General features: G+C 61.9%; 25 protein-coding genes. 16 read left to right on the top strand and 9 right to left on the bottom strand.

Annotated elements, in window-relative coordinates; all coding sequences use genetic code 11:
* The first annotated feature begins 3 nt into the window (after positions 1-3).
* Together leuB and EV664_RS13345 are read left to right on the top strand one after the other, a co-directional pair.
* On the top strand, positions 4-1050 hold the full coding sequence (gene leuB, locus EV664_RS13350) for a 3-isopropylmalate dehydrogenase (protein WP_133496225.1): 1047 nt from the start codon (positions 4-6) through the stop codon (positions 1048-1050).
* Positions 1047-2165 carry a glycosyltransferase family 2 protein gene (locus EV664_RS13345; RefSeq protein WP_133496224.1) on the top strand — a complete coding sequence of 373 codons (1119 nt, stop codon included), beginning with the start codon at positions 1047-1049 and terminating at the stop codon, positions 2163-2165. Before leuB ends, EV664_RS13345 begins: the two co-directional genes overlap by 4 nt.
* On the opposite strand, the gene EV664_RS13340 is transcribed toward EV664_RS13345, so the two are convergent.
* On the bottom strand, positions 2162-3454 hold the full coding sequence (locus EV664_RS13340; RefSeq protein WP_133496223.1) for a phospholipid carrier-dependent glycosyltransferase: 1293 nt from the start codon (positions 3452-3454) through the stop codon (positions 2162-2164). The two genes, EV664_RS13345 and EV664_RS13340, sit on opposite strands and share 4 nt — an antisense overlap.
* A gap of 86 nt (positions 3455-3540) precedes the next feature.
* Between EV664_RS13340 and EV664_RS13335 the strand changes: the two genes are divergently transcribed.
* The 3 genes from EV664_RS13335 (at position 3541) to EV664_RS13325 (ending at position 6048) form a co-directional block, all read left to right on the top strand.
* The gene (locus EV664_RS13335; protein WP_133496222.1) at positions 3541-4746 is read left to right on the top strand and encodes a trans-sulfuration enzyme family protein; all 1206 of its coding nucleotides are present in this window, start codon (positions 3541-3543) and stop codon (positions 4744-4746) included.
* Positions 4743-5141 carry a Co2+/Mg2+ efflux protein ApaG gene (gene apaG / locus EV664_RS13330; protein ID WP_133496221.1) on the top strand — a complete coding sequence of 133 codons (399 nt, stop codon included), beginning with the start codon at positions 4743-4745 and terminating at the stop codon, positions 5139-5141. The genes EV664_RS13335 and apaG overlap by 4 nt, the downstream gene beginning before the upstream one ends.
* Before the next feature lie 115 nt (positions 5142-5256).
* Entirely contained in the window at positions 5257-6048 is a 792-nt protein-coding gene (locus EV664_RS13325; protein WP_133496220.1) for a LysR family transcriptional regulator, read from the top strand.
* A 166-nt stretch (positions 6049-6214) separates the two neighbouring features.
* On the opposite strand, the gene EV664_RS13320 is transcribed toward EV664_RS13325, so the two are convergent.
* From EV664_RS13320 to EV664_RS13300, 5 genes are all read right to left on the bottom strand, one after another.
* Positions 6215-8089 carry a HAMP domain-containing methyl-accepting chemotaxis protein gene (locus tag EV664_RS13320; RefSeq protein WP_133496219.1) on the bottom strand — a complete coding sequence of 625 codons (1875 nt, stop codon included), beginning with the start codon at positions 8087-8089 and terminating at the stop codon, positions 6215-6217.
* 412 nt (positions 8090-8501) lie between these two features.
* Complete coding sequence (locus EV664_RS13315) at positions 8502-8939, bottom strand: FKBP-type peptidyl-prolyl cis-trans isomerase (RefSeq protein ID WP_133496218.1); 438 nt, start codon at positions 8937-8939, stop codon at positions 8502-8504.
* Positions 8940-9366: 427 nt separating this feature from the next.
* The gene (gene ctrA / locus EV664_RS13310; protein ID WP_133496217.1) at positions 9367-10074 is read right to left on the bottom strand and encodes a response regulator transcription factor CtrA; all 708 of its coding nucleotides are present in this window, start codon (positions 10072-10074) and stop codon (positions 9367-9369) included.
* A 146-nt stretch (positions 10075-10220) separates the two neighbouring features.
* Positions 10221-11246, bottom strand: a complete 1026-nt coding sequence (locus EV664_RS13305) for an AI-2E family transporter (RefSeq protein WP_133496216.1) — start codon at positions 11244-11246, stop codon at positions 10221-10223.
* A gap of 1 nt (position 11247) precedes the next feature.
* Positions 11248-12153 (bottom strand): LysR family transcriptional regulator, encoded by a 906-nt coding sequence (locus EV664_RS13300; protein ID WP_133496215.1) that lies wholly within the window; start codon positions 12151-12153, stop codon positions 11248-11250.
* Between the two features lie 126 nt (positions 12154-12279).
* On the opposite strand from EV664_RS13300, the gene wrbA reads away from it, so the two are divergent.
* The 4 genes from wrbA to EV664_RS13280 all read left to right on the top strand — a co-directional run bounded on the left by wrbA (position 12280) and on the right by EV664_RS13280 (position 14519).
* A complete protein-coding gene (gene wrbA / locus EV664_RS13295; RefSeq protein WP_133496214.1) occupies positions 12280-12882 on the top strand; it encodes an NAD(P)H:quinone oxidoreductase in 603 nt (200 codons plus the stop codon).
* Positions 12883-12974: 92 nt separating this feature from the next.
* Positions 12975-13625 carry an RluA family pseudouridine synthase gene (locus EV664_RS13290; protein WP_133496213.1) on the top strand — a complete coding sequence of 217 codons (651 nt, stop codon included), beginning with the start codon at positions 12975-12977 and terminating at the stop codon, positions 13623-13625.
* Positions 13618-14025 (top strand): alternative ribosome rescue aminoacyl-tRNA hydrolase ArfB, encoded by a 408-nt coding sequence (gene arfB / locus EV664_RS13285; protein WP_133496212.1) that lies wholly within the window; start codon positions 13618-13620, stop codon positions 14023-14025. The genes EV664_RS13290 and arfB overlap by 8 nt, the downstream gene beginning before the upstream one ends.
* Positions 14026-14036: 11 nt before the next feature.
* Positions 14037-14519: a GAF domain-containing protein gene (locus EV664_RS13280; RefSeq protein ID WP_133496211.1), complete on the top strand. Its 483-nt coding sequence runs from the start codon at positions 14037-14039 to the stop codon at positions 14517-14519.
* Here EV664_RS13280 and EV664_RS13275 read toward each other — a convergent pair whose 3' ends face one another.
* Both EV664_RS13275 and EV664_RS13270 read right to left on the bottom strand, forming a co-directional pair.
* Entirely contained in the window at positions 14520-15836 is a 1317-nt protein-coding gene (locus EV664_RS13275) for a M28 family metallopeptidase (RefSeq protein WP_133496210.1), read from the bottom strand.
* Between the two features lie 55 nt (positions 15837-15891).
* Positions 15892-16347: a universal stress protein gene (locus tag EV664_RS13270; RefSeq protein ID WP_133496209.1), complete on the bottom strand. Its 456-nt coding sequence runs from the start codon at positions 16345-16347 to the stop codon at positions 15892-15894.
* Positions 16348-16476: 129 nt separating this feature from the next.
* On the opposite strand from EV664_RS13270, the gene EV664_RS13265 reads away from it, so the two are divergent.
* The 4 genes from EV664_RS13265 to lpdA are packed head-to-tail and all read left to right on the top strand — an operon-like array spanning position 16477 to position 19865.
* A complete protein-coding gene (locus EV664_RS13265) occupies positions 16477-17841 on the top strand; it encodes a pyruvate dehydrogenase complex dihydrolipoamide acetyltransferase (RefSeq protein ID WP_133496208.1) in 1365 nt (454 codons plus the stop codon).
* Positions 17842-17851: 10 nt separating this feature from the next.
* On the top strand, positions 17852-18067 hold the full coding sequence (locus EV664_RS13260; RefSeq protein WP_133496207.1) for a hypothetical protein: 216 nt from the start codon (positions 17852-17854) through the stop codon (positions 18065-18067).
* On the top strand, positions 18060-18470 hold the full coding sequence (locus tag EV664_RS13255) for an acyl-CoA thioesterase (protein WP_133496206.1): 411 nt from the start codon (positions 18060-18062) through the stop codon (positions 18468-18470). Before EV664_RS13260 ends, EV664_RS13255 begins: the two co-directional genes overlap by 8 nt.
* On the top strand, positions 18471-19865 hold the full coding sequence (gene lpdA, locus EV664_RS13250) for a dihydrolipoyl dehydrogenase (RefSeq protein ID WP_133496205.1): 1395 nt from the start codon (positions 18471-18473) through the stop codon (positions 19863-19865). It abuts the gene before it with no gap.
* A 64-nt stretch (positions 19866-19929) separates the two neighbouring features.
* Here lpdA and EV664_RS13245 read toward each other — a convergent pair whose 3' ends face one another.
* Complete coding sequence (locus EV664_RS13245) at positions 19930-20388, bottom strand: bactofilin family protein (RefSeq protein WP_229668261.1); 459 nt, start codon at positions 20386-20388, stop codon at positions 19930-19932.
* 391 nt (positions 20389-20779) lie between these two features.
* Here EV664_RS13245 and rpsL point away from each other — a divergent pair, with 391 nt between their 5' ends.
* The 3 genes from rpsL to fusA all read left to right on the top strand — a co-directional run bounded on the left by rpsL (position 20780) and on the right by fusA (position 23847).
* Positions 20780-21151, top strand: coding sequence for a 30S ribosomal protein S12 (gene rpsL, locus EV664_RS13240; RefSeq protein ID WP_133496204.1), 372 nt, complete (start codon positions 20780-20782; stop codon positions 21149-21151).
* 101 nt (positions 21152-21252) lie between these two features.
* Entirely contained in the window at positions 21253-21723 is a 471-nt protein-coding gene (rpsG, locus tag EV664_RS13235) for a 30S ribosomal protein S7 (RefSeq protein ID WP_133496203.1), read from the top strand.
* A gap of 51 nt (positions 21724-21774) precedes the next feature.
* A complete protein-coding gene (fusA, locus tag EV664_RS13230; RefSeq protein WP_133496202.1) occupies positions 21775-23847 on the top strand; it encodes an elongation factor G in 2073 nt (690 codons plus the stop codon).
* Positions 23848-23875: the final 28 nt, after the last annotated feature.

Raw genomic sequence — 23875 nt, 5'->3', positions numbered from 1 at the left:
GCCATGCCGCTGATCGCGATATTGCCCGGCGACGGGATCGGACCGGAAGTCACGCGCGAGGCGCGGCGCGTGCTCGAACGCGTCGGCGACTTCACGTTCGAGGAGGCGCCGGTCGGCGGCGCTGCCTATCGCGAGACCGGCCATCCCCTGCCGGAGGCCACGCTCGCGCTCGCGCGGCGGTCGGATGCAGTGCTGTTCGGCGCGATCGGTGACCCCGAATTCGAAGCGATCGAACGCTCGCTGCGCCCCGAAGCAGCATTGCTCGGCATTCGCAAGGAACTCAATCTGTTCGCCAATCTGCGCCCGGCAAAGCTGTTCGCGGGGCTGGAGGACGCATCCTCGCTTCGCCCCGAAATCGCGCGGAGCATTGATGTGATGATCGTGCGCGAACTGACCGGCGATGTCTATTTCGGCGAAAAGGGCCATCGCAAAACGCCGGAGGGGCTGCGCGAGGGCCATGACCTGATGCGCTATGACGAGCGCGAGGTCGAACGGATCGCGCGGGTCGGGTTCGAAACCGCGATGCGCCGCAAAAAGCGGCTCTGTTCGGTGGACAAGGCCAATGTCCTCGAAACCTCGCAGCTGTGGCGCGATGTCGTGATCGAAGTCTCGGCCGACTATCCCGATGTGACGCTCAGCCATATGTATGTCGACAATGCCGCGATGCAGCTGGTGCGCGATCCGGGCCAGTTCGACGTGATCGTTACCGGCAATCTGTTCGGCGATATCCTGTCGGATCAGGCGAGCATGTGCGCCGGTTCGATCGGGATGCTGCCCTCCGCCTCGCTTTCGGGCGAAGGCGGGCGCGGCATGTACGAACCGATCCATGGCAGCGCGCCCGACATTGCCGGGCAGGGCAAAGCCAATCCGTGCGCTGCGATCCTGTCGGCGGCGATGCTGCTGCGCTATTCGCTCGGCATGGCAGCGGAGGCCGACCGGATCGAAGCGGCGGTGGCAAAGGCAATCACCGATGGCGCGCGTACCGCCGATCTCGGCGGATCGCTGTCCACCACCGCGATGGCGGAGGCAGTGCTGGCGGCGCTTGCGTGACACGCCCGCTCGAACTGGCAGTCGTCATCCCCGTATTCAACGAGGCGGCGAATGTCGGCCAACTGGTCGAGCGGCTCGACGTCGCGCTTGCCGGGCGCTGCTGGGAAGCGATTTTCGTCGATGACGACAGCCCGGACGGCACCGCCGATGCCGCCCGCGCGCTTGCCCGCACCGATCCGCGCATCCGGGTGATTCAACGGATCGGGCGGCGCGGGCTTGCGACTGCCTGTGTCGAGGGGATGTGCGCGACCGCAGCGCCGCTGGTCGCGGTGATCGACGGCGATCTTCAGCATGACGAAGCGCTGCTGCCCGCCATGTTCGCTGCGCTGGCCGAGCGGCCCGAACTCGATCTGGTGATCGGATCGCGCTTTGCGCCGGGCGGGGGAACGGGCGACTGGGACCGCGACCGGCGGGGCAAGTCGGCCCTGGCGACCCGGCTTGCCCGCATGGTGCTGCGCGCCGATCTCAGCGATCCGATGAGCGGGTTCTTCATGATCCGAACGCAGATCGTGCGCGATCTTGCGCCGGGCCTGTCGGGGATCGGGTTCAAGATATTGCTCGACCTGCTGACGGCGAGCCGCCGCCCGCTGAACTTCATCGAACTGCCTTATGTATTTCGCAGCCGTGCGGCGGGGGAGAGCAAGCTGGATCATGTCGTCGCGCTCGAATATCTGATCGCGCTGTATGACCGCAGCTTCGGGCGCTATGTGCCGGTGCGTTTCGCGATGTTTTCGGCAGTGGGCGCATTGGGGGCGGCGGTGCATATGATCGTGCTCGCGCTGCTGTTCCGCGTGCTGCCGCTGCGTTTTCTGACCGCGACGATTCTGGCGACGATCGCTGCGATGACGTTCAACTTTTTCCTCAACAACGCGCTTACCTATCGCGATCAGCGGCTTCGGGGGATGCGGCAGATGGTCGACGGGTGGGTGTCGTTCTGCGTCGTCTGCTCGCTGGGAGCGGTTGCCAATATCGGCGTGGCGGCGTTTCTGCACGATGTCCGCAACGGCAATTGGGCGGGCAGCGCGCTGGTCGGGGTGATCGTCGCGGCGGTGTGGAATTTCGCGCTTTCCTCGCGCTTCACCTGGGGGCGCTACGGCCGCCGGCGCACGGCTTAAATCCAGCCGCGAAACCAGATCCAGCGCGTAAATGCCCGCTCGCCGTCAAGCGGCATTGCCGACAGGATCGGGTAGAAATACACGAATAGCGCGGCCGACAGCAGCATGAAGCCAGTGCGAAAGCGGTGCCCGCGCTTTCCCGCGAGCGGACGAAGGGCAAGCGCGAGCGCGATGCTGAGAAAGATCGCGCTGGGGTAATAATAGTAGAAAAAGCCCAGCGATTTCGGGATGATCGCCCAGATGGCGAGCGATCCGATCCATAGCCCCGCTGCACCGAGTGCCGGACCGTTGCCGCTGCGCCACCACTGGATCAGGCAGGCGGCGACCGCGACGATACCGCCCCACAGGATCGCCGGATTGCCGATCAGCAGCACCCCGCGCCATGCGCCGTTATTGGGGGCGTAGAAATACCAGATCGGGCGCAGGATCAGCGGCCAGCTCCACCAGTCGGACTGATAGGGATGGGCGGGAAGGATCTGCGTTTGAAGCGCCCACATTTCGAACTGGAAGGGGATCAGCTGCGCAAAGGTCATCGCGTCATGGGCATAGAAAAAGGCAGGCGCGAAGGTCGCGAAATAGGTGGCGATGCTGACCAGCCCGACGATCAGCAGCGCGGTAATCGCATGGGTGTCGGTCCATAGCCGCTGACGCTGCGCCGACACGGCATCGCGCCAGGGCCTGCCGGCCCGGTGCACGTCGCGCGCGCGCAGGAACAGCAGTGCGGCGCCCGCACATGCGACATAGGGCACCGCCGCCCATTTCACCGCGACGCCAAGGCCAAGGAGCAGTCCGGTCAGCGCCAGCCGCCGCTTCACCGCTCCGCCATCGGGACCGTGCATCGCCCAGAGCATCGCCGCCACGCTCGCCGTCAGGAACAGCCCCAGAAAGCCGTCGAGCATCGCGATCCGCGCCTGAACGAACACCATCTGGTTCCATAAGGTGAACAGCGCTCCGGCAACGGCAGTGCTCCATTCGCGGCACAGCTGAAACAGGATCGCGTACACGCAGGCGACGGTCGCCGCCCCGGACAGCGTCGAAAACAGCCGCCAGCCCAGGGGATTGTCGCCTAACAATGCGATTCCGGCGGCGATGATCTCCTTCGCCAGCAGGGGGTGTTCGCGATTCACCGGATGGTCGAGCGACAGCAGCACCCGCGCTGCGGGAACATAATGCTGTTCATCGAACATCAGCACCGCCGGATGGCCGAGATGGACGAGGAACAGAATTTGCGCAGCCAGCCCCAGAAGAAAGGCCGTCAAAACAGGGCGTTCGCGAAGGCGGTCAAACATTGTGGCATTGGTTTAGGGGCAAACAGGCGTCCTCGCCATCACCGATCATATTGACGGGACCGGCGCTGAACCTGCAAAGCGACCATATGAAGCGAAAAACTGGTCAGGACCGCAATATCACCCGCAACTGGCGCCCCGCGACTCAGGCGGTGCGCGGCGGAACCGCTCGCAGCGAATGGGGCGAAACATCCGAAGCGATGTTCCTCACCTCCGGCTATGCCTATGACTGCGCCGGGGACGCGGCAGCGCGCTTTTCGGGCGATCAGGAGGGGATGACCTATTCGCGCCTCCAGAATCCCACCGTCGAGATGCTGGAGCAGCGGATCGCGTTGATGGAAGGGGCCGATGCCTGCCGCGCCACGGCGAGCGGCATGGCGGCGATGACTGCGGCGCTGCTCTGCCAGCTGGAGGCGGGCGATCATATCGTGGCCGGGCGTGCGCTGTTCGGATCGTGCCGCTGGCTGACCGATACGCTGCTCCCCAAATTCGGGATTTCGGCAACCAATGTCGATGCCCGCGATCCGCAGGCCTTTATCGACGCGGTACGGCCCGAAACGAAACTATTCTTCTTCGAAACGCCCGCCAATCCGACGATGGACATCGTCGATCTGAAGGCAGTGTGCGATATTGCGAAGGAACGCGGGCTGACCACCGTCGTGGACAATGCGTTCGCGACGTCTGCCTTGCAGCGTCCGATGGAATTCGGCGCCGATGTCGTTGCCTATTCGGCGACGAAGATGATGGACGGGCAGGGACGCGTGCTTGCCGGTGCGATCTGCGGCAGCGAAACGTTTATCAACGACGTGCTGCTGCCGTTCCACCGCAATACCGGTCCGACGCTGAGCGCCTTTAATGCCTGGGTGGTGCTGAAGGGGCTGGAAACGCTCGATCTGCGCATCCGCCGTCAGAGCGAGAATTCGCTGAAGGTCGGCAGTTTCCTCGAAAAGCGGGTGCCGCGCATCCTGCATCCCGGCCTCGCCAGCCATCCGCAACATGCGCTTGCCATGCAGCAAATGGCGGCGTGCGGATCGATCTTCTCGTTCGAAGTGGAGGGGCGGACACAGGCGCATGCTCTGCTCGACGCGCTGGAACTGATTGATATTTCCAACAATATCGGCGATTCCCGATCGCTGATGACGCACCCTGCCTCGACCACGCACTCGGGCGTTGCAGAAGAAAAGCGCATCGAAATGGGTATTTCCGAAGGCATGCTGCGTTTCAATGTCGGGCTGGAAGATGCCGACGATCTGATCGAGGATCTCGACCGGGCGCTGGAAAAGGCGGGTTTGTGAAGGAATTGTTCGGATATGGTGCTGAAACGCGCGGCATTACGGTCCGCGTGTCGGTCAGCTATCTGCCCGAACAATCCAAACCGGAACACGGGCGCTGGTTCTGGGCCTATCATGTTCGGATCGAAAACGGTGCCGGACAGTCTGCGCAGCTGATCAGCCGCAACTGGATCATCACCGATGGCCGCGGCACGCGCCACAGCGTCGAGGGCGAAGGCGTGGTCGGCGAACAGCCGATGATCGAACCGGACGGCAGTTTCGATTATGTCTCCGGCTGCCCGCTGTCGACGCCGACCGGATCGATGGAGGGCAGCTATCGCATGATCGGCGAGGACGGCGAATTTTTCGATGTCGCGATCCCCAAATTCCCCCTGATCGCACCGGCGGAAACGCAATGAACGGCGTACGCTTTCCCGGCCCCATCCGTTCGCTTGCGGCGAAGTCGGGAAGCGTATCGCTTCCGTCCATGTTTTCGACACCAACCCATCCCGCAACGGGAAGGCAGAACATCCTATGAAGCGCACGCATCTTCCGCTGAACGGCCTGCGGGTGCTCGATGCTGCCGCGCGCCATCTGTCCTTTACGCGTGCCGCCGATGAACTGGCGGTCACGCCGGCCGCTGTAGGGCAGCAGATTCGCGCGCTGGAGGATACGCTGGGCGTCGTGCTGTTCCGTCGTACGACGCGCGGGCTGGAACTGACCCCGGAGGGCGAGGCGGGGCTTGAGGCGCTGCGCACCGGCTTCCTGCAATTCGAGGACGCGGTGCGTGCGATGCAGGCGGGGCAGTCGTCCAAATCGCTGACCATCGCTGCCCCGCGCGACCTCAGCGCCAAATGGCTGATGCCCAGGCTTGCCGAAATCGCGGCGAGCGACGGCGAATTCCGCTTCTCGGTCGTTCCCGCCGATGCGCAGATCGATTTTACCGAGGCTAATCTCGATCTCGCCATCCGCTGGGGCGAGGGGCCGGGCGAGCATGAGGGCGAAGCGCTCGAATCCGACGGCATGGTTACGGTCGAACGGCCCGGCGGCGGTGCCGATATGGTGATCGGCTGGCCCGGATGCCTGAGCGAAGATGCGCGCGCGCTGGTGCGGGTCGGCGATGCCGGGCTGGCGCTGGATGCGGCGGCATCGGGACTGGGTCGTGCCACCGTCCCCGAACTGATCGCCCGCGCGGATATCGCGGCCGGCCGAGTCACGCTGATCGGCGAGCCGAAGGTCGCGCGCTATGGCTATTGGCTGGTCGCGCCGCTTCCGCAATGGCGGCAGGCAAAGGTCAAGGCACTGGTGGACGCACTGGCGTCCTGAAACGCTATTGCAGGGCTGAACCATGCGCAAAGCCCGATCCGCCGGATAATGGCGGATCGGGCTTTGTTGTTGTTGCCGAAGCAGGCGACAGGCGGATCGCGGAAGGTGCCGGCGATCCGCCGATGCCGTTAATGCAGGCGATGACGTATCGCGCTGCCCGCGATCGTCAGAACTCAGTCCAGTCAGCGCTTTCCAGCACGCCATTGGCCTTTGCCGCGACGACAGCTTTGACCGGGGCCCTGTCCGGTTTCGCTGCGACGGGTTTTGGCCGGGCGGGGGCCGAGAGCACCGTGGCGCGCGGGGCGTTGTGGAACGCGACCTTGCCCACTTCGAAGCGTGACGCCCGATCGGTGAGCGAGCTGACCTCGTGCGAAAGGTTGCGCGCGGCAGCCGATGTCTGTTCGACCATCGCGGCATTTTGCTGGGTCGACTGATCCATCGAACCGATGGCCACCGAAATCTGCGTGATTGCGGTGGACTGCGCCTGATTGTCCGCAGCCATGTTGCCCAGCAGCGTATGCACTTCGGTAACATCCCCGGCAATGTCGTTCAGCGCGCCATCGACCTTCTGCACCATCTCTACCGCCACACTGACATCAGCCTGTGTTGCGGTGAGTTGTTCGCGGGCGCGGCCCGCCTCTTCCTCGGCGCGCATCGCAAGTGCGGAAACGAGGTCGGCGACTACCGCGAAGCCACGGCCGGCCTCACCCGCGCGGCCTGCTTCGACTGCGGCGTTCATGGCGAGAACGCGTGTCTGGAAGGCAATCTTGTCGAGGCCCTCAATGACATCATCGATGCCCTTGGCGCTATCCGAAACGCGAGTCATTGCCTGTACGGCTTCGTCGGCGACGGTACGGCCGGTATTGACGGTGGAAATCGCGCCGTCCGCGCGCTGCACCGTCTTTGCTGCCGCTTTGGCACTGGCCCCGAGCCGGTCGTCGATCTGCGTTATCGCAGCTGAGGTCTCTTCCAGGCTGGCGGCGTTCGCTTCTGTCCGGCGGGCAAGATCTTCCGAAGCCTGAGCGATTTCGCCCGATCCGGTCTGGATTGTCGCGGCACTTTCGATAACCGAAGCGATCAGTTCGCGAAGGCTGGCGAGCGCTTCGTTGAAATTGACCTTCAGCTCGCCATAAGCGGTCGGAAACGTCGCCTGAATATCGACGGTCAGATCGCCGTTTTTGAGCGCCTGCAGGCTTTCGCTGAGCGAGGTGGTGACGATTTGCTGCTCGGCGGCGGATTTGGCGTCGGACTCGGCGCGCTCGACGGCGGCGACGCGGAACATCTCCACCGCCTTTGCGACATCGCCCAATTCATCCGAGCGATCCTGATGCGGTACCGAGGCCTTGCCTCCTGCCGCAAGCGCGGTGGTGGCATTGGAAAGCTCGCTCATCGGTTTCGATACGGTTTTGCCGAGCAGCTTCCAGATCGCGAACAACATGCCCATGCCGAGCATCGATAGCGTGACCAGAAAGGTGAATGCTTTCGCCGCGAAAGCATTGCCGGCGGCATCATTAGCCTGCGCGCGATCTTTCTGCAGAACGATCAGTGCATCGGCCTTGTTGATCGCAGCACGTGAAGTCGTACGGCCTTCGCCCGAAACCATGGGCAGGGCAGCACCTGCTCCGTTCGCGGTATAGGTGGCAATGATCCGCTTATTGGCCTGATCGAGCTCTACGATATCAGCCTTTAGCGCTTCGAGCTGCGGCGCGAATTGCTCGGCGAGCGGCTGATATCGAGCGATAGCAGCTTCGATATCGCTATCGGTCTTATTGTAGCGCGCTATATATTCATCGCGCTCTTTCGCCGAGTTCGCGCTCATCAGCGACCAGATGATGATGCGGCGTTCGCGCAGCGCCGCCGTGAGGTCGCCGAGCGCTTCGGTTCCGGCGAGCCCGCGGGATACATGCGCAGACGCAGTGTTGCTCATTGTTTGGGTGGCATAAATTCCGGCTCCGGCCACGAAGGCCAAGATGATGGCGATGACCGAAAAGGAAACCAGCAGCTTCTTTGGTAGTCGCCAAGCATTGAAGATATCAATCATGCTTTGCTCCGCAATAAGGTAAGGGCTTATACGGAGCATTATAGGCGATTATACGTAGACTCCGGTTCCGCTTGAGAGGAATCTATAGTAAGGCCTTATTAAGCAGGCATTGTTTCTGTCGTGCTAGAAACGAAACAAAGCGGGGACGAAGGTCGCACGCCGCTGATTCGGGCGATATGCAAGTATGTGCTGAATATATTCGCCACCATTCGGAAAGCGCCGTGCGAGCGCACCATCGATCCGCCTTGGCCGGGCCGTCGATCTGTTTCGCCAGCGGACGCATAGAACATGGCGGCTGGGCCGGCCGTAACAGCCACGACCTTCCCGACTGACGGAACGATCTCGATCGGCGGCGGTCGGCCCGCGCTGCTTCCGCGCCCATCCGCGGGCGGGGAAGCAGGTGGCAAAGGGGTCAGGCGGCTTCTTTGATCTCAACCAGCTTGACGCCGAAGGTCAGGTCTTCGCCCGCGAGCGGATGGTTCGCATCGGCCTTCACCGAATCCTCGCCGACTTCGGTAATGACCAGCGTCGCGGTCGATCCGTCCTGCTGCTGCGCTGAAAGTGCCATGCCGGGTTCGGGGGCAGGGTCCTGCGGCAGGTTGGAGCGCGGAATTTCGATGATGCGGTCTTCATGGCGCGGCCCGAATGCATCGGCGGCAGCGATTTCCACCGTCTGCTCCTCACCGACTTCCATGCCGGTCAGCGCCGCCTCGATCTGCGGGAAAATCTGCGATGCGCCGATCGTGACGCTTTGCGGGCCTGCCTGTTCAGTGCCGCCCACGATGCTGTCGTCGCTTTTGCGGACGACATAATCGATCAATACGGTGTCGCCATTTTTTGCTGTCGGCATAGGGTATCCTTCTTCGTGAGTGTCGCGCGGAAAGCATGTGCGGCTTTCCGATGAGCAGCATATGAAAAACCGCTCGGCACTTTAATGGTGGGAAGGATGATCCGATGATTCAATGCAAAACTTGCCATGAAGCCGTATTGATCGTGCGACGAAGCCTGTCGTGCTTTATCGCCGCCAATAGCATGGTGATAGCTTCGGCAGGACGGGTGAGGCGTCAAAATATATGAGACTGACGAACAGCCGGCGCAAAATAGTAGCGAAAGCAGCGCGATATACCTTCGGCGACTGATCGGTGATCACGCGCGCCAGCATGGGAGCCATCGCCGCCGGCGAGGCGGGAGCCGACCAAAAAAAGCCGTGACGTTCCCCCCGGAATGTCACGGCAAAAAGCAGGAGGCCCCGCTAAAAGGTTTGTGTTTTGATTAAATCAGGCAACTTTGGACTGATCGAGCGCGCCATCGTCGCTGTCGCGCAACACATAGCCGCGCCCCCAGACCGTTTCGATATAATTTTCGCCATCAGCCGCCATCGACAGTTTTTTGCGGAGTTTGCAGATAAACACGTCGATAATCTTCAGTTCCGGTTCGTCCATCCCGCCATAGAGATGGTTGAGGAACATTTCCTTGGTCAGCGTCGTGCCCTTGCGAAGCGAGAGCAGCTCCAGCATCGCATATTCCTTGCCGGTCAGATGCACCCGGGCACCGTCAACATCGACCGTCTTGGTATCGAGATTGACCGACAGTTTGCCGGTGCGGATGACCGACTGGCTATGCCCCTTGGACCGTCGGACCACGGCATGGATGCGTGCGATCAGCTCTTCGCGATGAAAAGGTTTGGTGACATAATCGTCAGCGCCGAAGCCGAACGAGCGCACCTTGCTGTCCATTTCCGAAATGCCCGAAAGGATCAGCACCGGCGTCTGCACCCGCGCGACGCGAAGTTTTTTCAGCACGTCATAGCCGTGCATGTCAGGCAGGTTCAGGTCGAGCAGAATGATGTCGTAATCATAGAGCTTGCCGAGATCCAGACCTTCCTCGCCAAGGTCGGTCATATAGACGTTGAACCCCTCGACGTTCAGCATCAGTTCGATAGCCTGAGCCGTGGTCGGTTCGTCTTCGATCAGCAGTACGCGCATGGGCCTTACCTCGTGACTTCGTCAGCGGACCGGGCGTTGCGCCTGATGCGCTTACCCACGAACATTAACCTAAACTGACTATACCATGAAAGGTTAATTTAAAACTAACCGTCGAATGCCTGCATTTGCGCGGGTTTTGCGGCTTTTTACACCTCTTCGCCCAGCGTTTCGCGCAGATAAAGACTACGTATCAAGGTATATAGAACGATAAGAAGTGCGGCGGAAAAGAAGAGGCCAAAAATTCCGAACACCATTCCGATGCCGATGATCAGGAACAGCGTGACGGCGGGCGGAATGGCCACGACCCGAGCCTGAACGAACGGGGTGATGAAGTTGGTTTGTACCACGCGAACCAGCGCATAGGTGGTCAGCGCGCCGATCAGCGAGCCGGTCCCCTTCGTAGCGGCCAGCCCCAGCGCAGGCAGCATCGCGGCGGTGGGGCCGACATAGGGAATGAATTCGCTAAGTCCGGCGAGCAGGCCGAGCGCGGCCGCGGAGGGCACGCCCGAAATCCACAGGCCAAGCCAGACCAATATCCCCATGGACAACATGCAGATGAGCTGCGCGCGCAGCCACAGCCGCAGCGTGTCCGACGCATCGTGCAGCGCATCCGAAATTGCCGGGCGCTTGCTTTTGGGGATGAGGAGCAGGATGCCGCGCTTGTACAGATCGGGATCGGCGGCAAAGAAGATCGCGCCGACGATCAGCAGGATGAAGTTCAGCACCATCTCGCCCGATCCGGCGACCAGCCCGCCGATATCCTGCGCGATCCGCGATCCGGCGAACGCTGCCTCGACCGCAGCGACGATCTTTGCTCCGACCGGGGATTGGGAAAGCGTGTTTTCAAGCTGGGTGAGGAGGTCAGGCAGCGCGACGACGAGCTGGTTGACTTGCTCGCCGAACTGCCAGGCGACGAGCCAGACGAGAAAGGCGATCGCGAACAATATGGTGAAAATCCCGGCGGGAACGCAGATCCTTCGGGGAAAGTGCAGCTTGTCGGCATAGAGATCGGCGATCGCATGGATCGTGATCGCCCCCAGCATCGATCCGAACGCGAGGATCAGCAGGTCGAGCGCGCGATATAGCGCGACGGTGATCGCTCCGAGCAGGATCAGGAGCACGACGCGGCGCAGGAAGCGGGCATCGGCTTTGTCAGGGGTGAGGCGGTTCATCCTAGCGTCCTTCCCGGGCGCGGAAACGTTGGGTGAGAAAATCCATGAGGAGGGTAACGCGCTCGGGCCGAAGGGTTCCCGGCGGGGTCATCATATGCAGCGCGACCGCTTCGGTTGCCCAATCGGGAAGGAGCGGGACCAGCGTTCCTGCCGCGATGTCATCATCGACGATGAAATCGGGCAGCCGCGCTATGCCGAGCCCAGCCCGCAGCGCGGGAAGCATCGCCGCGCCATTGTCGCTTTGCAGCGGACCGGCGATGCGCACCGAGATTTCTTCTCCCGCCGCATTGCGAAAATGCCAGATGCCCGGCCGTGGGACGTTGGAATAACCGAAACAGCGATGCTCGCTAAGGCCCGATGGATGGTCGGGGGTTCCGTACCGGTCGAGATAGGCAGGTGCGGCGACGATATGGACGCGCACGGGTACCAGACGGCGCGCGCGCAGGCTGCTGTCGGGCAGGTCGGCGATGCGCAGCGCAATGTCGAATCCGTCAGCGACGATATCGACCTTCGCATCGGACAGTCGGAGGTCGATCGTGATCGCAGGATGTTCAATCAGAAAATCGGCGATCGCTGGCGCGACATGCGAAAGGCCGAAGGTCAGCGGCGCGGCGAGGTGGATCGTTCCGCTGGGGGTACTGGCGGCATGGCGGGCATCTTCTTCCGCGCATTGCGCTTCGGCAAGGATTCGCTGCGCGCGTTCGGCAAGCGCGGCACCGCTTTCGGTCAGCGTCAACTTGCGCGAGGTGCGGTGGAACAGGCTGGTCCCCAGCTTATGTTCCAGCCGGGTGATCGCCTTCGACACCGTTGCCTTGGACATGCCGATCGCCTGCGCTGCTCCGCTGAACGAGCGATGCTCGACAACGCTCGCGAAAATCGCCCAGCCTTCGAAATCAGGTAGTGACATGAAACGATCCGTTTCCAACGTTTCCGTTTACCTGCCGACCATGCGCCCTATCTGGGGATCAGACAATGTTTGTGCGGCGCCGGATGCGCGCTTTCCGCATCGCTTTTGAAATGGGAGTTGTTTGCAATGACCAGGGTTCTTGTTCTTTATTATTCGTCCTACGGCCATGTCGAGCAGATGGCCGATGCAGTTGCCGAGGGCGCGCGCGGTGCGGGCGCTGACGTCGATGTGCTGCGGGTTCCCGAAACCGCGCCGGACGAAGTGGTGCAGGCCGCCGGCTTCCGCACCGAATATGAACATGGCGTGTTGCAGGACCCGAATGCACTCGCCGATTATGATGCGATCATTCTCGGCGCGCCGACTCGCTTCGGCCGTATGCCGAGCCAGATGGCTGCGTTCCTAGATAAAGCAGGCGGCCTGTGGATGAAGGGTGCGCTCAACGGCAAGGTCGGCGGTGCTTTCACCTCGACGGCGAGCCAGCATGGTGGTCAGGAAACGACGCTGTTTTCGATGATCACCAACCTGCTGCATTTCGGCATGGTCGTGGTCGGCCTCGATTACGGCTTTCAGGACCAGATGGGCGTGGACGAAGTAAAGGGCGGATCGCCCTATGGCGCCACGACGATCGCAGCCGGCGACGGCAGCCGTCAGCCGAGCAAGACCGATCTGGACGGTGCCCGCTATCAGGGTCGCCGGATCGCGGAAACTGCGGCGAAGCTCGCCAGCTGATTTCAGCGACGGGATGAAGAAGGGCGGGTGGCGTTTGCCGCCCGCCTTTCTTATGTGCGCAGCCATGAAACATTCCGCTTTGCGCCGCCACTATGCTTGAAGACCGCGTCCTGTTCATCGATGGCGAGGCTATCGTGATCGACAAGCCCGCCGGGCTGGCGGTCGATCGGCCGCGCGACGGGAGCCCCAGCGCCGAATCGATGCTGGAGGATCTGACCTTCGGCTTTCAGCGCCTGCCGCAAATCGTCCATCGCATCGACCGCGATACGTCGGGCTGTCTGCTGCTGTCGCGCAATCCCAAAGCGCATAAACGCTTTCATCAGGCGTTCGAGGCGGGTGAGGTAACGAAGCGCTATTTCGCGATTCTGGACGGCGTGCCCGAAGAGGATTCGGGGACGGTAGACCTTGCGCTGTCCAAGACGTCGAGTGCGGCCAATGGCTGGCGGATGCGCGGCGATCCGAAGGGCAAGGCTGCCCGGACGCGCTGGAAAGTGCTGGAGCGGCAGGCGCATCGCGCTTTGGTATCCTTTTATCCCGAAACCGGTCGCACGCATCAGATTCGCGTTCATGCCGCCGAAGGGATGGGCATCCCGATCATGGGCGATCCCGTCTATGGCGCTGGCGGTCCGGCGATGATGTTGCACGCCGTCTCGCTGGTTATGCCGCGCGCAGGGAAAAATGATGTGATCGCCGAAGCGCCCTGGCCGGAACGCTTTGCCGAAGCCGGGTTCGATCGTGGCTGATTTCGCGATTCCCGACGATGCGATCGTTGATGAGCGGTTTATCGCGTCGTCGGGGCCGGGCGGGCAGAATGTCAACAAGGTCGCGACGGCGGTGCAGCTTCGCATCGATGTCTATCGGCTGGGGCTGCCGCCTTTTGCCTATCATAAGCTGAAACAGCTTGCGGGGACGCGGTTGAACCAGAGCGGCGAACTGGTCATCACCGCGCGCAAATTCCGCACGCAGGAGGCCAATCGCGACGACGCCCGCCGCCGCCTGATCGAGATGATCGCTGAGGCGCACCAGCGCGATGCACGGCGGATCAAGACCAAGCCGAGCCGCAGCGCGAAAGCGAAACGCGTCGATACAAAAAAGGCGCGCGCAAAAGTGAAACAGGCACGCGGCCGCGTGCAAATGGATTGAGAAGGCGGACGATGTACGAATTTGAAGTCGCGGACGGTACCAAGGCCGAACTTTATCGCGATCTGACCAGCGCGCTGGATGCACTGACTGCCGATGAGCCCGATGCCATCGCCAATATGGCAAATGTGGCGGCGCTGATCTGGCAATATCTGCCCGACCTCAACTGGGCGGGATTTTACCGAATGGTCGGCGGCGAGCTGGTGCTCGGTCCGTTTCAGGGCAAGCCCGCCTGTATCCGGATCGCGGTTGGCAGCGGCGTGTGCGGCACGGCCGCTGAAACCCGCGAGACGCAGCTGGTCGAGGACGTTCATGCCTTTCCGGGCCATATCGCCTGCGATGCCGAGAGCCGGTCCGAACTGGTCGTCCCGATCGTATCGCAGGGCGAGCTGATCGGCGTGCTCGACCTCGACAGTCCTAAGGCGGCGCGGTTTGACGCAGGCGATGCGGCCGGGTGCGAAGCGCTGATGCGGATCCTGGCGCCCCGGCTCGCCTGATCAGCGCCGCTCGCGCCCGCCAAAGGTAACGAGGCTCTCGGCGCCCGAGGACGACAACGCGGCGACACCGGCGAAATGGTTGTCGACCACTACGTCCTTCAGCACATGGCTGGTCGCATCGGCAGCCACATCGACGTGGTCGGTCCAATCGCTCCGGTCGGTGGGCCGCCAGTACACGCGATAGCCCGCCGCACCGGCGACCGGCTCCCATGACACGGTGGTATCGGTGGCCAGCGCCCCCCTCAGCGTGACCTCAGCCGGGGCAGGGGGCGCGGCGGCGAGCCGCGCGATCGTCGCGACGTTGATCGCCGTGACCTTCGCCAGATAGGGAAAGTCCATCTTGTCGATCGTATCGCCATATTCTGTGCCGTTTTCGGTGCGCAGATCCTGATGCTGCTGGTCGTAATTTTCGGCCCCCACCGAAAATCGCACCGCCGGATAGCCGAGCGCGAGGAAAGGCGAATGATCGCCGCCGCGCCCGAACCGGTCCGGCCTGCGAATCATCGTGACGTCAAGGCCGCCGGGCAGCGTGTCAGCGATATGGTCCACCGCCTTGGCCAGCGCGCGGCTGGGGCCGTCATCCTCTCCGCCATCGGCCCGGCGCGCCATTTGCTGTGGCAGGTCTTCCGATGCGCGAATGCCTTCGGAAAATACGCGCACCCGGTCATCGACCTTCACGCCATTCTGCCCCACCGTATTGCCGACAATGTCGTTGTTGAGGACAGCGACGACGTCCCAGCCCTTTTCCTTCGCGGTATCGGCGAGCAATGTCGCGCCCCACAGGCCCTGTTCCTCGCCCGAGGTGATCGCATAGAGGATGCTTGCGTCGAACCTCTCTTTCGACAGGATGCGTGCCGCTTCCAGCACCAGCGCAACGCCGGAGGCATCGTCATTCGCGCCGGGGGCGTCGCTGACCGCGTCCATCACATCGCTGACGCGCGAATCGATATGGCCCATCACGATGACCATCCGTTTGGGATCGCGGCCGTTCTGAAAGCCGAGCACATCGACGACCTGTACGCCATCGGGCGCACGCTCGCCGGTAAAGCCGCGCCCGATATTGGCCACGGTGATGCACCCGCCGCACGAATCGCTGATTCGGGTAAGCTCAGTTCCCGCCCAGCGGCGCGCTGCGCCGATGCCGCGCTTCGGATCGTCGGGCGCGGAAAGGGTGTGGCGCGTGCCGAAGCCGACCAGCGCCGCGACGCTGGCGCGCAGCCGGGCAGGGTCGGGCGATTCGCGGCTGGTCGGGGCGGCGCTGACCGGTGCCGAAAGCGCGGCGGTAATCAGGGCGAGGGCAGGAATAAAAAATCGCATCGCGCGAACCTGCCGGGAAAAGACGGGTGTTACAATGCGTAAGGCGTTGCCGCGATCAGCTCAGCCGGTCGATCGCCTCCCGGTCGAGATTGCCCGGAATGATCATCACCGGCACCGGAAGCTTGCCCGCATCGACGCCGGCGAAATGGGTGACGAGCGGCCCCGGCGCGCCGTCGGGCGCAGCGCCGAGCACCAGCGCGGCGATGTCCGGATTGGCGGCGATCATCTCCCGCACGATCTTCGCCCCATCGCCCTTGGCGACGTTAATCGATGGTTTCAGGCCGGATTCTTCGAGCAACGTGCCCGCAGCACCCGCCACCAGCGCCTCGGCGCGCTGCCGCGCTTCCTCCTCCATGGTCGCCATCACGCCGCCCCACTGGACGAATTCGGGGGTGGGCAGCAAAGCGAGGATTTCGATGCCGCCACCGGTCTTTACGGCGCGGCGCGCGGCGAATCGCATCGCGATTTCCGACTCCCTGCTTTCATCGATCACGACCAGATAGGTACGCATGGATAAGTTTCTCCCGACCAGCGTTCCCTGACCCAGCAAACCGCTTTGTGCAAGTGGTTGGGCTTGACCGCGCACCGCGTGGAGGGAATTAGAGGGGCAATCCCCGGGAATCACGCTTCAGGACATTTCATGGCGATCGAAATCAAGATGCCCGCACTTTCTCCGACGATGGAGGAAGGCACATTGGCCAAATGGCTGGTTAAAGAAGGCGACACGGTAGAGGCGGGCGATCTGCTTGCCGAAATCGAAACCGACAAGGCGACGATGGAGTTCGAGGCGGTTGATCCCGGCACCATCGCAAAGATTACCGTTGCGGAAGGCACCGATAACGTGAAGGTCGGCTCGGTCATCGCGATGCTGGCCGAAGAGGGTGAGGACGTTTCCAGCGTCAGCGCGCCCTCCGGTTCGGACAAGGCCGAAACGCCCAAGGCGAAGAATGACGAGGGCAAGCCGAACCCCGCCGATCCGAACAAAACGGGTGGTGAGGCGAAATCCGCTGACCGCGATACCGCGCAGGCGGAAGATCATGGAAAGCCTGCCGATGCGTCGGTGACGAAGGCCGGACCTGCTCCCACCGAAGATGGCAAGCGTATCAAGGCAAGCCCGCTTGCCCGCCGCATTGCAAAGGACAAGGGCGTCGACCTTTCGGGCGTTTCGGGTTCCGGCCCGAACGGGCGGATCGTGAAGGCGGATGTCGAAGGTGCGAAGCCGGGCGCGAAATCCGCGCCTGCCGCTGAAACTGCCCCGCAGGCAGCGGGACAGGCACCCGCAGGCGAAGCGAAGGCCGTTTGGTATGACGATTCGATTCCGCATGAGGAAGAGAAGCTCTCCAACATCCGCAAGACGATTGCGCGCCGCCTGACCGAAGCGAAGCAGACGGTTCCGCATATCTATCTGACGGTGGATATTCGCCTCGATGCGCTGCTCAAGCTGCGTAGCCAGATCAATGCCGGCCTTGAATCGCGCGGCATCAAGCTGTCGGTGAACGACATGCTGATCAAGGCGCTTGGCGTCGCGCTGGAAGCCAGCCCGAAATGCAACGTTACCTATGCCGGTGACAAGCTGATCAAATATGCCCGCGCCGATGTGTCGGTTGCGGTGTCCACGCCTTCGGGGCTGATCACGCCGATCATTCGCGATGCCGCGAAGAAGAGCCTCTCGGCGATTTCGACCGAGATGAAGGAGCTTGCCGGCCGCGCCAAGGAAAACAAGCTGAAGCCTGAGGAATATCAGGGCGGTACCGCATCGCTTTCGAACATGGGCATGTTCGGCATCAAGCAGTTCGAGGCAGTCATCAATCCGCCGCAGGGCATGATCCTGGCGGTCGGTGCGGGCGAAAAGCGTCCGCATGTGATCGACGATTCGCTGCAGATCGCGACGATGATGAGCGCCACGGGCAGTTTCGACCATCGCGCAATCGATGGTGCCGACGGTGCAGCAATGCTGAAGCTGTTCAAGGAACTGGTCGAATCGCCGCTCGGCATGATTGCATAAGGCAACGCGGATGCGCGTTCTGATCGAAGTGCTGTATGTGGTGGCGGGCGTTCTTGCCGCGCTGCTGCTCGGCCGGTTGTCGGCCTGGTCCTATCCGCTGGGCGCGCACGATATCTGGATGGTGACGGTGGCGTCGATGATCGTCGTCGTCGCCATGGGGGCCGGTTCGGTGCTTCGCGCATGGCGTGCGGACCGGGCCGCTCTTGCCGGAGAAAACCATGACTGAACCGCATCCGCCCGCGCGCGAACCGGCGATCCGGGTGACCACCCAGCCCGCCGATACCAATCCCTATGGCGATATTTTCGGCGGCTGGCTGATGGGTCAGATGGACATGGCCGCCGGGCTGGTCGCATCGCGCCATTCGAAGGGCAGGGCAGTGACTGCGGCTGTGGACAGCATGCAGTTTCATCACCCTGTCTATGTCGGCGATGAAGTCAGCGTTTTTGCCGAAATCGTGAAGACCGGGCGGACGTCGATGACGATCGAGGTTGAGGCATGGCGGCGTGGCCGCTTTGGCGAAAGCCATGAGAAAGTCACTCAGGCGAGCTTCGTCTTCGTCGCGATCGACGAACAGGGCAAACCGCGCGCGGTTGAACTCGAAACATCCAATCTCCCCAAGGAACTGTAAATGGCTGAATCATACGATCTTATCGTTCTGGGTTCGGGGCCGGGCGGCTATGTCGCCGCGATCCGCGCGAGCCAGCTTGGCATGAAAGTGGCCATTGTCGAGCGTGAGCGGCTGGGCGGTATCTGCCTCAACTGGGGCTGTATCCCGACCAAGGCGCTGCTGCGCACCTCGGAAATCTATCATTATATGAGCCACGCAGCCGATTACGGGCTGAAGGCCGACAATATCGGGTTTGACCTGACCAAGGTGGTGGAGCGCAGCCGCAAGGTGTCGGGCCAGCTCAATGCAGGCGTCAAAGGCCTGATGAAGAAGAACAAGGTTGCCGTGCATGAAGGCGTCGGCAAGCTGGTCGGCAAGGGCAAACTGCAGGTCACGCAGGGCGATAAAACGGTCGATCTGCAGGCGAAGCACATCATCGTTGCGACCGGCGCACGGGCGCGCGACCTTCCCTTTGCGAAGGCGGATGGGAAGCGCATCTGGACCTATCGCCATGCGATGGTGCCCGAAGAAATGCCGACCAAGCTGCTCGTCATCGGGTCGGGCGCGATCGGCGTCGAATTTGCCAGCTTCTATTCCGACATGGGCGCCGATGTGACCATCGTCGAGATGCTGCCGCGCGTCCTGCCGGTCGAGGATGAAGAAATCTCCGCCCATATGGATAAGACGCTGCAAAAGCAGGGCATGAAGATCATGACCGGCGCCGGCGTCGAAAAGCTGGAACCCGGCGCGAAGTCGGTCAAGGCGACGATCAAGGGCAAGGACGGCAAGAGCGTTACCGAGGAATATAGCCATGTGATCGTGGCGATCGGTATCGTCCCCAATACCGAGAATATCGGGCTGGAAGAACTCGGCATCAAAACCGATCGTGGCCATATCGTCACCGACGGCTATGCGCGCACCAATGTCGATGGCATCTATGCGATCGGCGACGTCACCGGTCCGCCCTGGCTGGCGCACAAGGCGAGCCATGAAGGCGTGGTCTGTGTCGAAGCAATTGCTGGCAAGAAACCGCATCCGTTTGAGACGTGGAATATTCCGGGCTGCACCTATTCGCGTCCGCAGGTCGCGAGCGTCGGCCTGACCGAAGCCAAGGCGAAGGAAGCCGGGCATAAGGTGAAGGTCGGCAAATTCCCGTTCATCGGTAACGGCAAGGCAATCGCGCTGGGTGAGGCCGACGGCTTCATCAAGACGGTGTTCGACGAAAAGACCGGCGAATTGCTGGGCGCGCACATGATCGGCGCCGAAGTCACCGAGCTGATTCAGGGCTATGTCGCTGCACGTCAGCTGGAAACGACGGAAGCGGAGTTGATGGAAACCGTCTTCCCGCATCCGACCCTGTCGGAGATGATGCACGAAAGCGTGCTCGGCGCATACGGCAAGGCGCTGCATATCTGATATGGAAAGGGCGGCCGGGAATGATCCCGCCGCCCTTTTTGTTCGGTTCAGATGCGGCGGCGAATCACCCTGCCTCGCCGAGCTTCGTCATGAAGCGGACATTATCCTCGCCGCTATCGCCGGTCTTCGGCGCCGTTGCCTTTTCCGCTTCGGCAGCGCTGACATGTTTCAGCTGACCATCGACCTGACCGCCGGTTTCGATCGCAATCGATTCATATTCGACATCGCCGGTGATCCGCGCGCTGGGTTCGACCACCAGCTGCCGTGCCTTCACTCCGCCCTCGACCGTGCCGCCGAGCCGGGCCGTGTCCACGCTAAGATTGCCGACGATCCGGCTTTCCTTGCCCTGCGTGAGCGAGCTGCATTCCACATCGCCCTCGACCCGGCCCTCAATATGCAGTTCCGTCGCCGATTCGATATTTCCCCGAATCGTCAGATCGGCGGCGAGGACCGAAAACATGCCGCGCCTTCCCGCCGGTGCCTGCGACACGGCAGGTCGGCTATCATTGTTTTTCCCGAACATTCCTGGCTCCCCCTGACTATCAATCCCAATATCACCGGTGCGTAGCATAAAAGCGCTGCACGCGCATGACAGGAAGCTGGTTAAGACGTTGCGCATCTCCCGCGGCTTGACGAATCCCCTCGCCATCGCCAGATAAGCCCTCGCGCCACCCATTCATGCACTGCGCCGGGCATTGACGCTTTTCGTGCACATGGCTATAGGCGCCCGCGTCCTGCAGAACCGTGCGATCGGCGAATCCGGCCGGCGGCTGTCCTGCAAGTCAAAGAGCTGAACGTTGTTGGAGACGAAGACCCGGGGGGTCATATGGCCGCCGGGGACTTTTTGTATTGCACGACCTGGGCTCCAGCAAAGTAACCGCCGGGTTTTCCGGCAAGATAAGGTGAAGGGCTTCATGCCAACGATTAACCAGCTGGTCCGTAAGGGCCGCGAGCCGCAAAAGGCCAAGAGCAAGGTCCCCGCAATGGACCAGAACCCGCAAAAGCGCGGGGTTTGCACGCGTGTGTATACGACGACCCCGAAAAAGCCGAACTCGGCGCTTCGTAAGGTCGCCAAGGTTCGTCTGACGAACCAGCGCGAAGTCATCAGCTATATTCCGGGCGAAGGCCACAATCTTCAGGAACACTCGGTCGTGCTGATCCGCGGCGGGCGTGTGCGCGACCTTCCCGGCGTGCGCTATCACGTGCTGCGCGGCGTTCTCGACACGCAGGGCGTGAAGGATCGCAAGCAGTCGCGTTCGAAATACGGCGCGAAGCGTCCGAAGTAATACAGCCAAAGTAAGCGCCGGACAGGGGCGCCCATCAAAATGGCATTTTGTTGGGGTCCCCACGGGTTCCGGGTAAGCTGAATTAGTCCAAGGAAACAGAAATGGCTCGTCGTCGTCGTCCCGAAAAGCGGGAAATCCTGCCTGATCCGAAATTCGGAGATATCGTCCTTTCCAAGTTCATGAACTCGGTCATGCTGGACGGTAAGAAGTCCACTGCCGAGCGCATCGTCTACGGCGCGCTCGACACGGTCGAGGCCCGCGCGAAGAAGGAACCGCTGGGCGTGTTCCACGAAGCGCTGAACAACATCAAGCCGGGCATCGAGGTCCGCAGCCGCCGCGTCGGCGGTGCGACCTATCAGGTTCCCGTCGAAGTCCGCCCGGAACGTGCGCAGGCGCTCGCGATCCGCTGGCTCATCACTGCCTCGCGCGCCCGCAGTGAACACACCATGGCCGCCCGCCTGTCGGGCGAGCTGATGGATGCCGCCAATAATCGAGGCAATGCGGTGAAAAAGCGTGAAGATACCCATCGTATGGCCGAAGCGAACCGCGCCTTCAGCCATTATCGCTGGTAGTTTTTAACTGATCGCCGGGGACGCTTTCCCCGGCACCGGAGTTTTTCCAAGATGGCTCGTAAAGAACCGCTCGACACGTATCGCAACATCGGCATCATGGCGCACATCGATGCCGGCAAGACGACGACGACGGAGCGTATCCTGTTCTACACCGGCAAGTCCTACAAGATCGGTGAGGTGCATGAAGGCACCGCAACGATGGACTGGATGGAGCAGGAGCAGGAACGCGGCATCACGATCACGTCGGCTGCCACGACCTGTTTCTGGAACGACCATCGCATCAACATCATCGACACGCCCGGCCACGTCGACTTCACGATTGAAGTCGAGCGTTCGCTGCGCGTGCTCGACGGTGCGGTCGCGTGCTTCGACGGCGTTGCGGGCGTTGAGCCGCAGTCGGAAACGGTGTGGCGTCAGGCGGACAAGTATAAAGTTCCGCGGATGTGCTTCATCAACAAGCTCGACCGTACCGGCGCCGATTTCAAATATTGCGTTCAGTCGATCATCGATCGTCTGGGTGCGACGCCTGCCGTTCTCTATCTGCCGATCGGCATGGAGAGCAATCTTCAGGGTCTGGTCGATCTCGTCGAGATGCGCGGCATCATCTGGGAATCGGAAGGTCTGGGCGCGAAGTTCAACTATGTCGACATTCCCGACGAGCTGAAGGACGAAGCCGCCGAATATCGCGAAAAGTTGGTCGAGCTTGCCGTTGAGCAGGACGATGCCGCGATGGAAGCGTATCTGGAAGGCAATGAGCCCGACGTCGCGACGCTCAAGAAGCTGATCCGTAAGGGTACACTTGAGCACGCATTTGTTCCGGTCGTTTGCGGTTCGGCGTTCAAGAACAAGGGCGTTCAGCCGCTGCTCGACGCGATCGTCGACTATCTGCCCAGCCCGATCGACGTTCCCGCGATTAAGGGCGTCAAGCCCGACAGCGACGAGGAAGACAGCCGTCCGTCGTCCGACGATGCGCCGTTCTCGGCGCTGGCGTTCAAGATCATGAACGATCCGTTCGTCGGCACGCTGACCTTCACCCGTATCTATTCGGGCAAGCTCACCAAGGGTTCGTATCTGAACTCTGTGAAGGACAAGAAGGAAAAGGTCGGTCGTATGCTTCTGATGCACGCGAATTCGCGTGAGGACATCGAAGAGGCTTATGCGGGCGACATCGTCGCTATCGCGGGTCTGAAGGAAACGACGACCGGTGATACGCTGTGCGATCCGGCCAAGCCGATCATCCTTGAGCGGATGGAATTCCCCGAGCCGGTGATCGAGCTTTCGGTGGAGCCGAAGACCAAGGCCGACCAGGAAAAGATGGGCGTTGCGCTCAATCGTCTGGCCGCCGAGGATCCTTCGTTCCGCGTTTCGACCGATCACGAATCGGGCCAGACGATCATCAAGGGAATGGGCGAGCTTCACCTCGACATCCTCGTCGATCGTATGAAGCGCGAGTTCAAGGTCGAGGCGAATGTCGGTGCGCCGCAGGTTGCGTATCGCGAATATCTCGCCAAGCCGGTCGAGCTGACCTATACCCACAAGAAACAGTCGGGTGGTTCGGGTCAGTTCGCTGAGGTGAAGATCAAGGTCGCCCCCGGCGAGCGTGGTTCGGGCTATCAGTTCTTCGACGAGATCAAGGGCGGCAACATTCCGCGCGAATATATCCCGTCGGTGGAAAAGGGCATGCGTGAGGCGGCCGAGAGCGGTCACCTGATCGGATTTCCGATCATCGATTTCGAAGTGCATCTGGTCGACGGTAAATATCATGACGTCGACTCATCGGCACTGGCGTTCGAAATCGCCGCTCGCGGTGCAATGCGGGAAACCGCCCAGAAGGCCGGTATCAAGCTGCTTGAGCCGGTGATGAAGGTGGAAGTCGTCACACCCGAAGATTATCTTGGGGATGTGATCGGCGACATGAACTCGCGTCGTGGCCAGATTCAGGGCACGGAGACCCGCGGTAACGCACAGGCGGTCATCGCCAACGTTCCGCTGGCCAACATGTTCGGCTATGTGAACGAGCTCCGTTCGTTTACGCAGGGCCGTGCGCAGTACACGATGCAGTTCTCGCATTATGACGAAGTGCCGCAGAACGTCGCCGACGAAGTGAAGGCGAAGCTGGCGTAATTGAAAAAGGCTCGCTATGGGCGCGCTT

The organism is Stakelama pacifica (assembly GCF_004361835.1).
Taxonomy (GTDB): domain Bacteria; phylum Pseudomonadota; class Alphaproteobacteria; order Sphingomonadales; family Sphingomonadaceae; genus Sphingomonas; species Sphingomonas pacifica.
This window is presented reverse-complemented; position numbering and strand designations above follow the sequence as displayed.

Excerpts from the sequence above, each read along its gene's own strand:
- EV664_RS13315 (WP_133496218.1), bottom strand. The coding sequence starts at position 8,939 with ATGCCGACAGCAAAAAATGGCGACACCGTATTGATCGATTATGTCGTC.
- EV664_RS13245 (WP_229668261.1), bottom strand. The coding sequence starts at position 20,388 with ATGTTCGGGAAAAACAATGATAGCCGACCTGCCGTGTCGCAGGCACCG.
- EV664_RS13335 (WP_133496222.1), top strand. The coding sequence starts at position 3,541 with ATGAAGCGAAAAACTGGTCAGGACCGCAATATCACCCGCAACTGGCGC.
- EV664_RS13280 (WP_133496211.1), top strand. The coding sequence starts at position 14,037 with ATGTACGAATTTGAAGTCGCGGACGGTACCAAGGCCGAACTTTATCGC.
- EV664_RS13340 (WP_133496223.1), bottom strand. The coding sequence starts at position 3,454 with ATGTTTGACCGCCTTCGCGAACGCCCTGTTTTGACGGCCTTTCTTCTG.
- EV664_RS13305 (WP_133496216.1), bottom strand. The coding sequence starts at position 11,246 with ATGAACCGCCTCACCCCTGACAAAGCCGATGCCCGCTTCCTGCGCCGC.
- EV664_RS13300 (WP_133496215.1), bottom strand. The coding sequence starts at position 12,153 with ATGTCACTACCTGATTTCGAAGGCTGGGCGATTTTCGCGAGCGTTGTC.
- wrbA (WP_133496214.1), top strand. The coding sequence starts at position 12,280 with ATGACCAGGGTTCTTGTTCTTTATTATTCGTCCTACGGCCATGTCGAG.
- fusA (WP_133496202.1), top strand. The coding sequence starts at position 21,775 with ATGGCTCGTAAAGAACCGCTCGACACGTATCGCAACATCGGCATCATG.
- leuB (WP_133496225.1), top strand. The coding sequence starts at position 4 with ATGCCGCTGATCGCGATATTGCCCGGCGACGGGATCGGACCGGAAGTC.
- EV664_RS13255 (WP_133496206.1), top strand. The coding sequence starts at position 18,060 with ATGACTGAACCGCATCCGCCCGCGCGCGAACCGGCGATCCGGGTGACC.
- EV664_RS13265 (WP_133496208.1), top strand. The coding sequence starts at position 16,477 with ATGGCGATCGAAATCAAGATGCCCGCACTTTCTCCGACGATGGAGGAA.
- EV664_RS13325 (WP_133496220.1), top strand. The coding sequence starts at position 5,257 with ATGAAGCGCACGCATCTTCCGCTGAACGGCCTGCGGGTGCTCGATGCT.
- EV664_RS13260 (WP_133496207.1), top strand. The coding sequence starts at position 17,852 with ATGCGCGTTCTGATCGAAGTGCTGTATGTGGTGGCGGGCGTTCTTGCC.
- EV664_RS13270 (WP_133496209.1), bottom strand. The coding sequence starts at position 16,347 with ATGCGTACCTATCTGGTCGTGATCGATGAAAGCAGGGAGTCGGAAATC.
- lpdA (WP_133496205.1), top strand. The coding sequence starts at position 18,471 with ATGGCTGAATCATACGATCTTATCGTTCTGGGTTCGGGGCCGGGCGGC.
- EV664_RS13320 (WP_133496219.1), bottom strand. The coding sequence starts at position 8,089 with ATGATTGATATCTTCAATGCTTGGCGACTACCAAAGAAGCTGCTGGTT.
- rpsG (WP_133496203.1), top strand. The coding sequence starts at position 21,253 with ATGGCTCGTCGTCGTCGTCCCGAAAAGCGGGAAATCCTGCCTGATCCG.
- EV664_RS13275 (WP_133496210.1), bottom strand. The coding sequence starts at position 15,836 with ATGCGATTTTTTATTCCTGCCCTCGCCCTGATTACCGCCGCGCTTTCG.
- ctrA (WP_133496217.1), bottom strand. The coding sequence starts at position 10,074 with ATGCGCGTACTGCTGATCGAAGACGAACCGACCACGGCTCAGGCTATC.
- rpsL (WP_133496204.1), top strand. The coding sequence starts at position 20,780 with ATGCCAACGATTAACCAGCTGGTCCGTAAGGGCCGCGAGCCGCAAAAG.
- EV664_RS13290 (WP_133496213.1), top strand. The coding sequence starts at position 12,975 with ATGCTTGAAGACCGCGTCCTGTTCATCGATGGCGAGGCTATCGTGATC.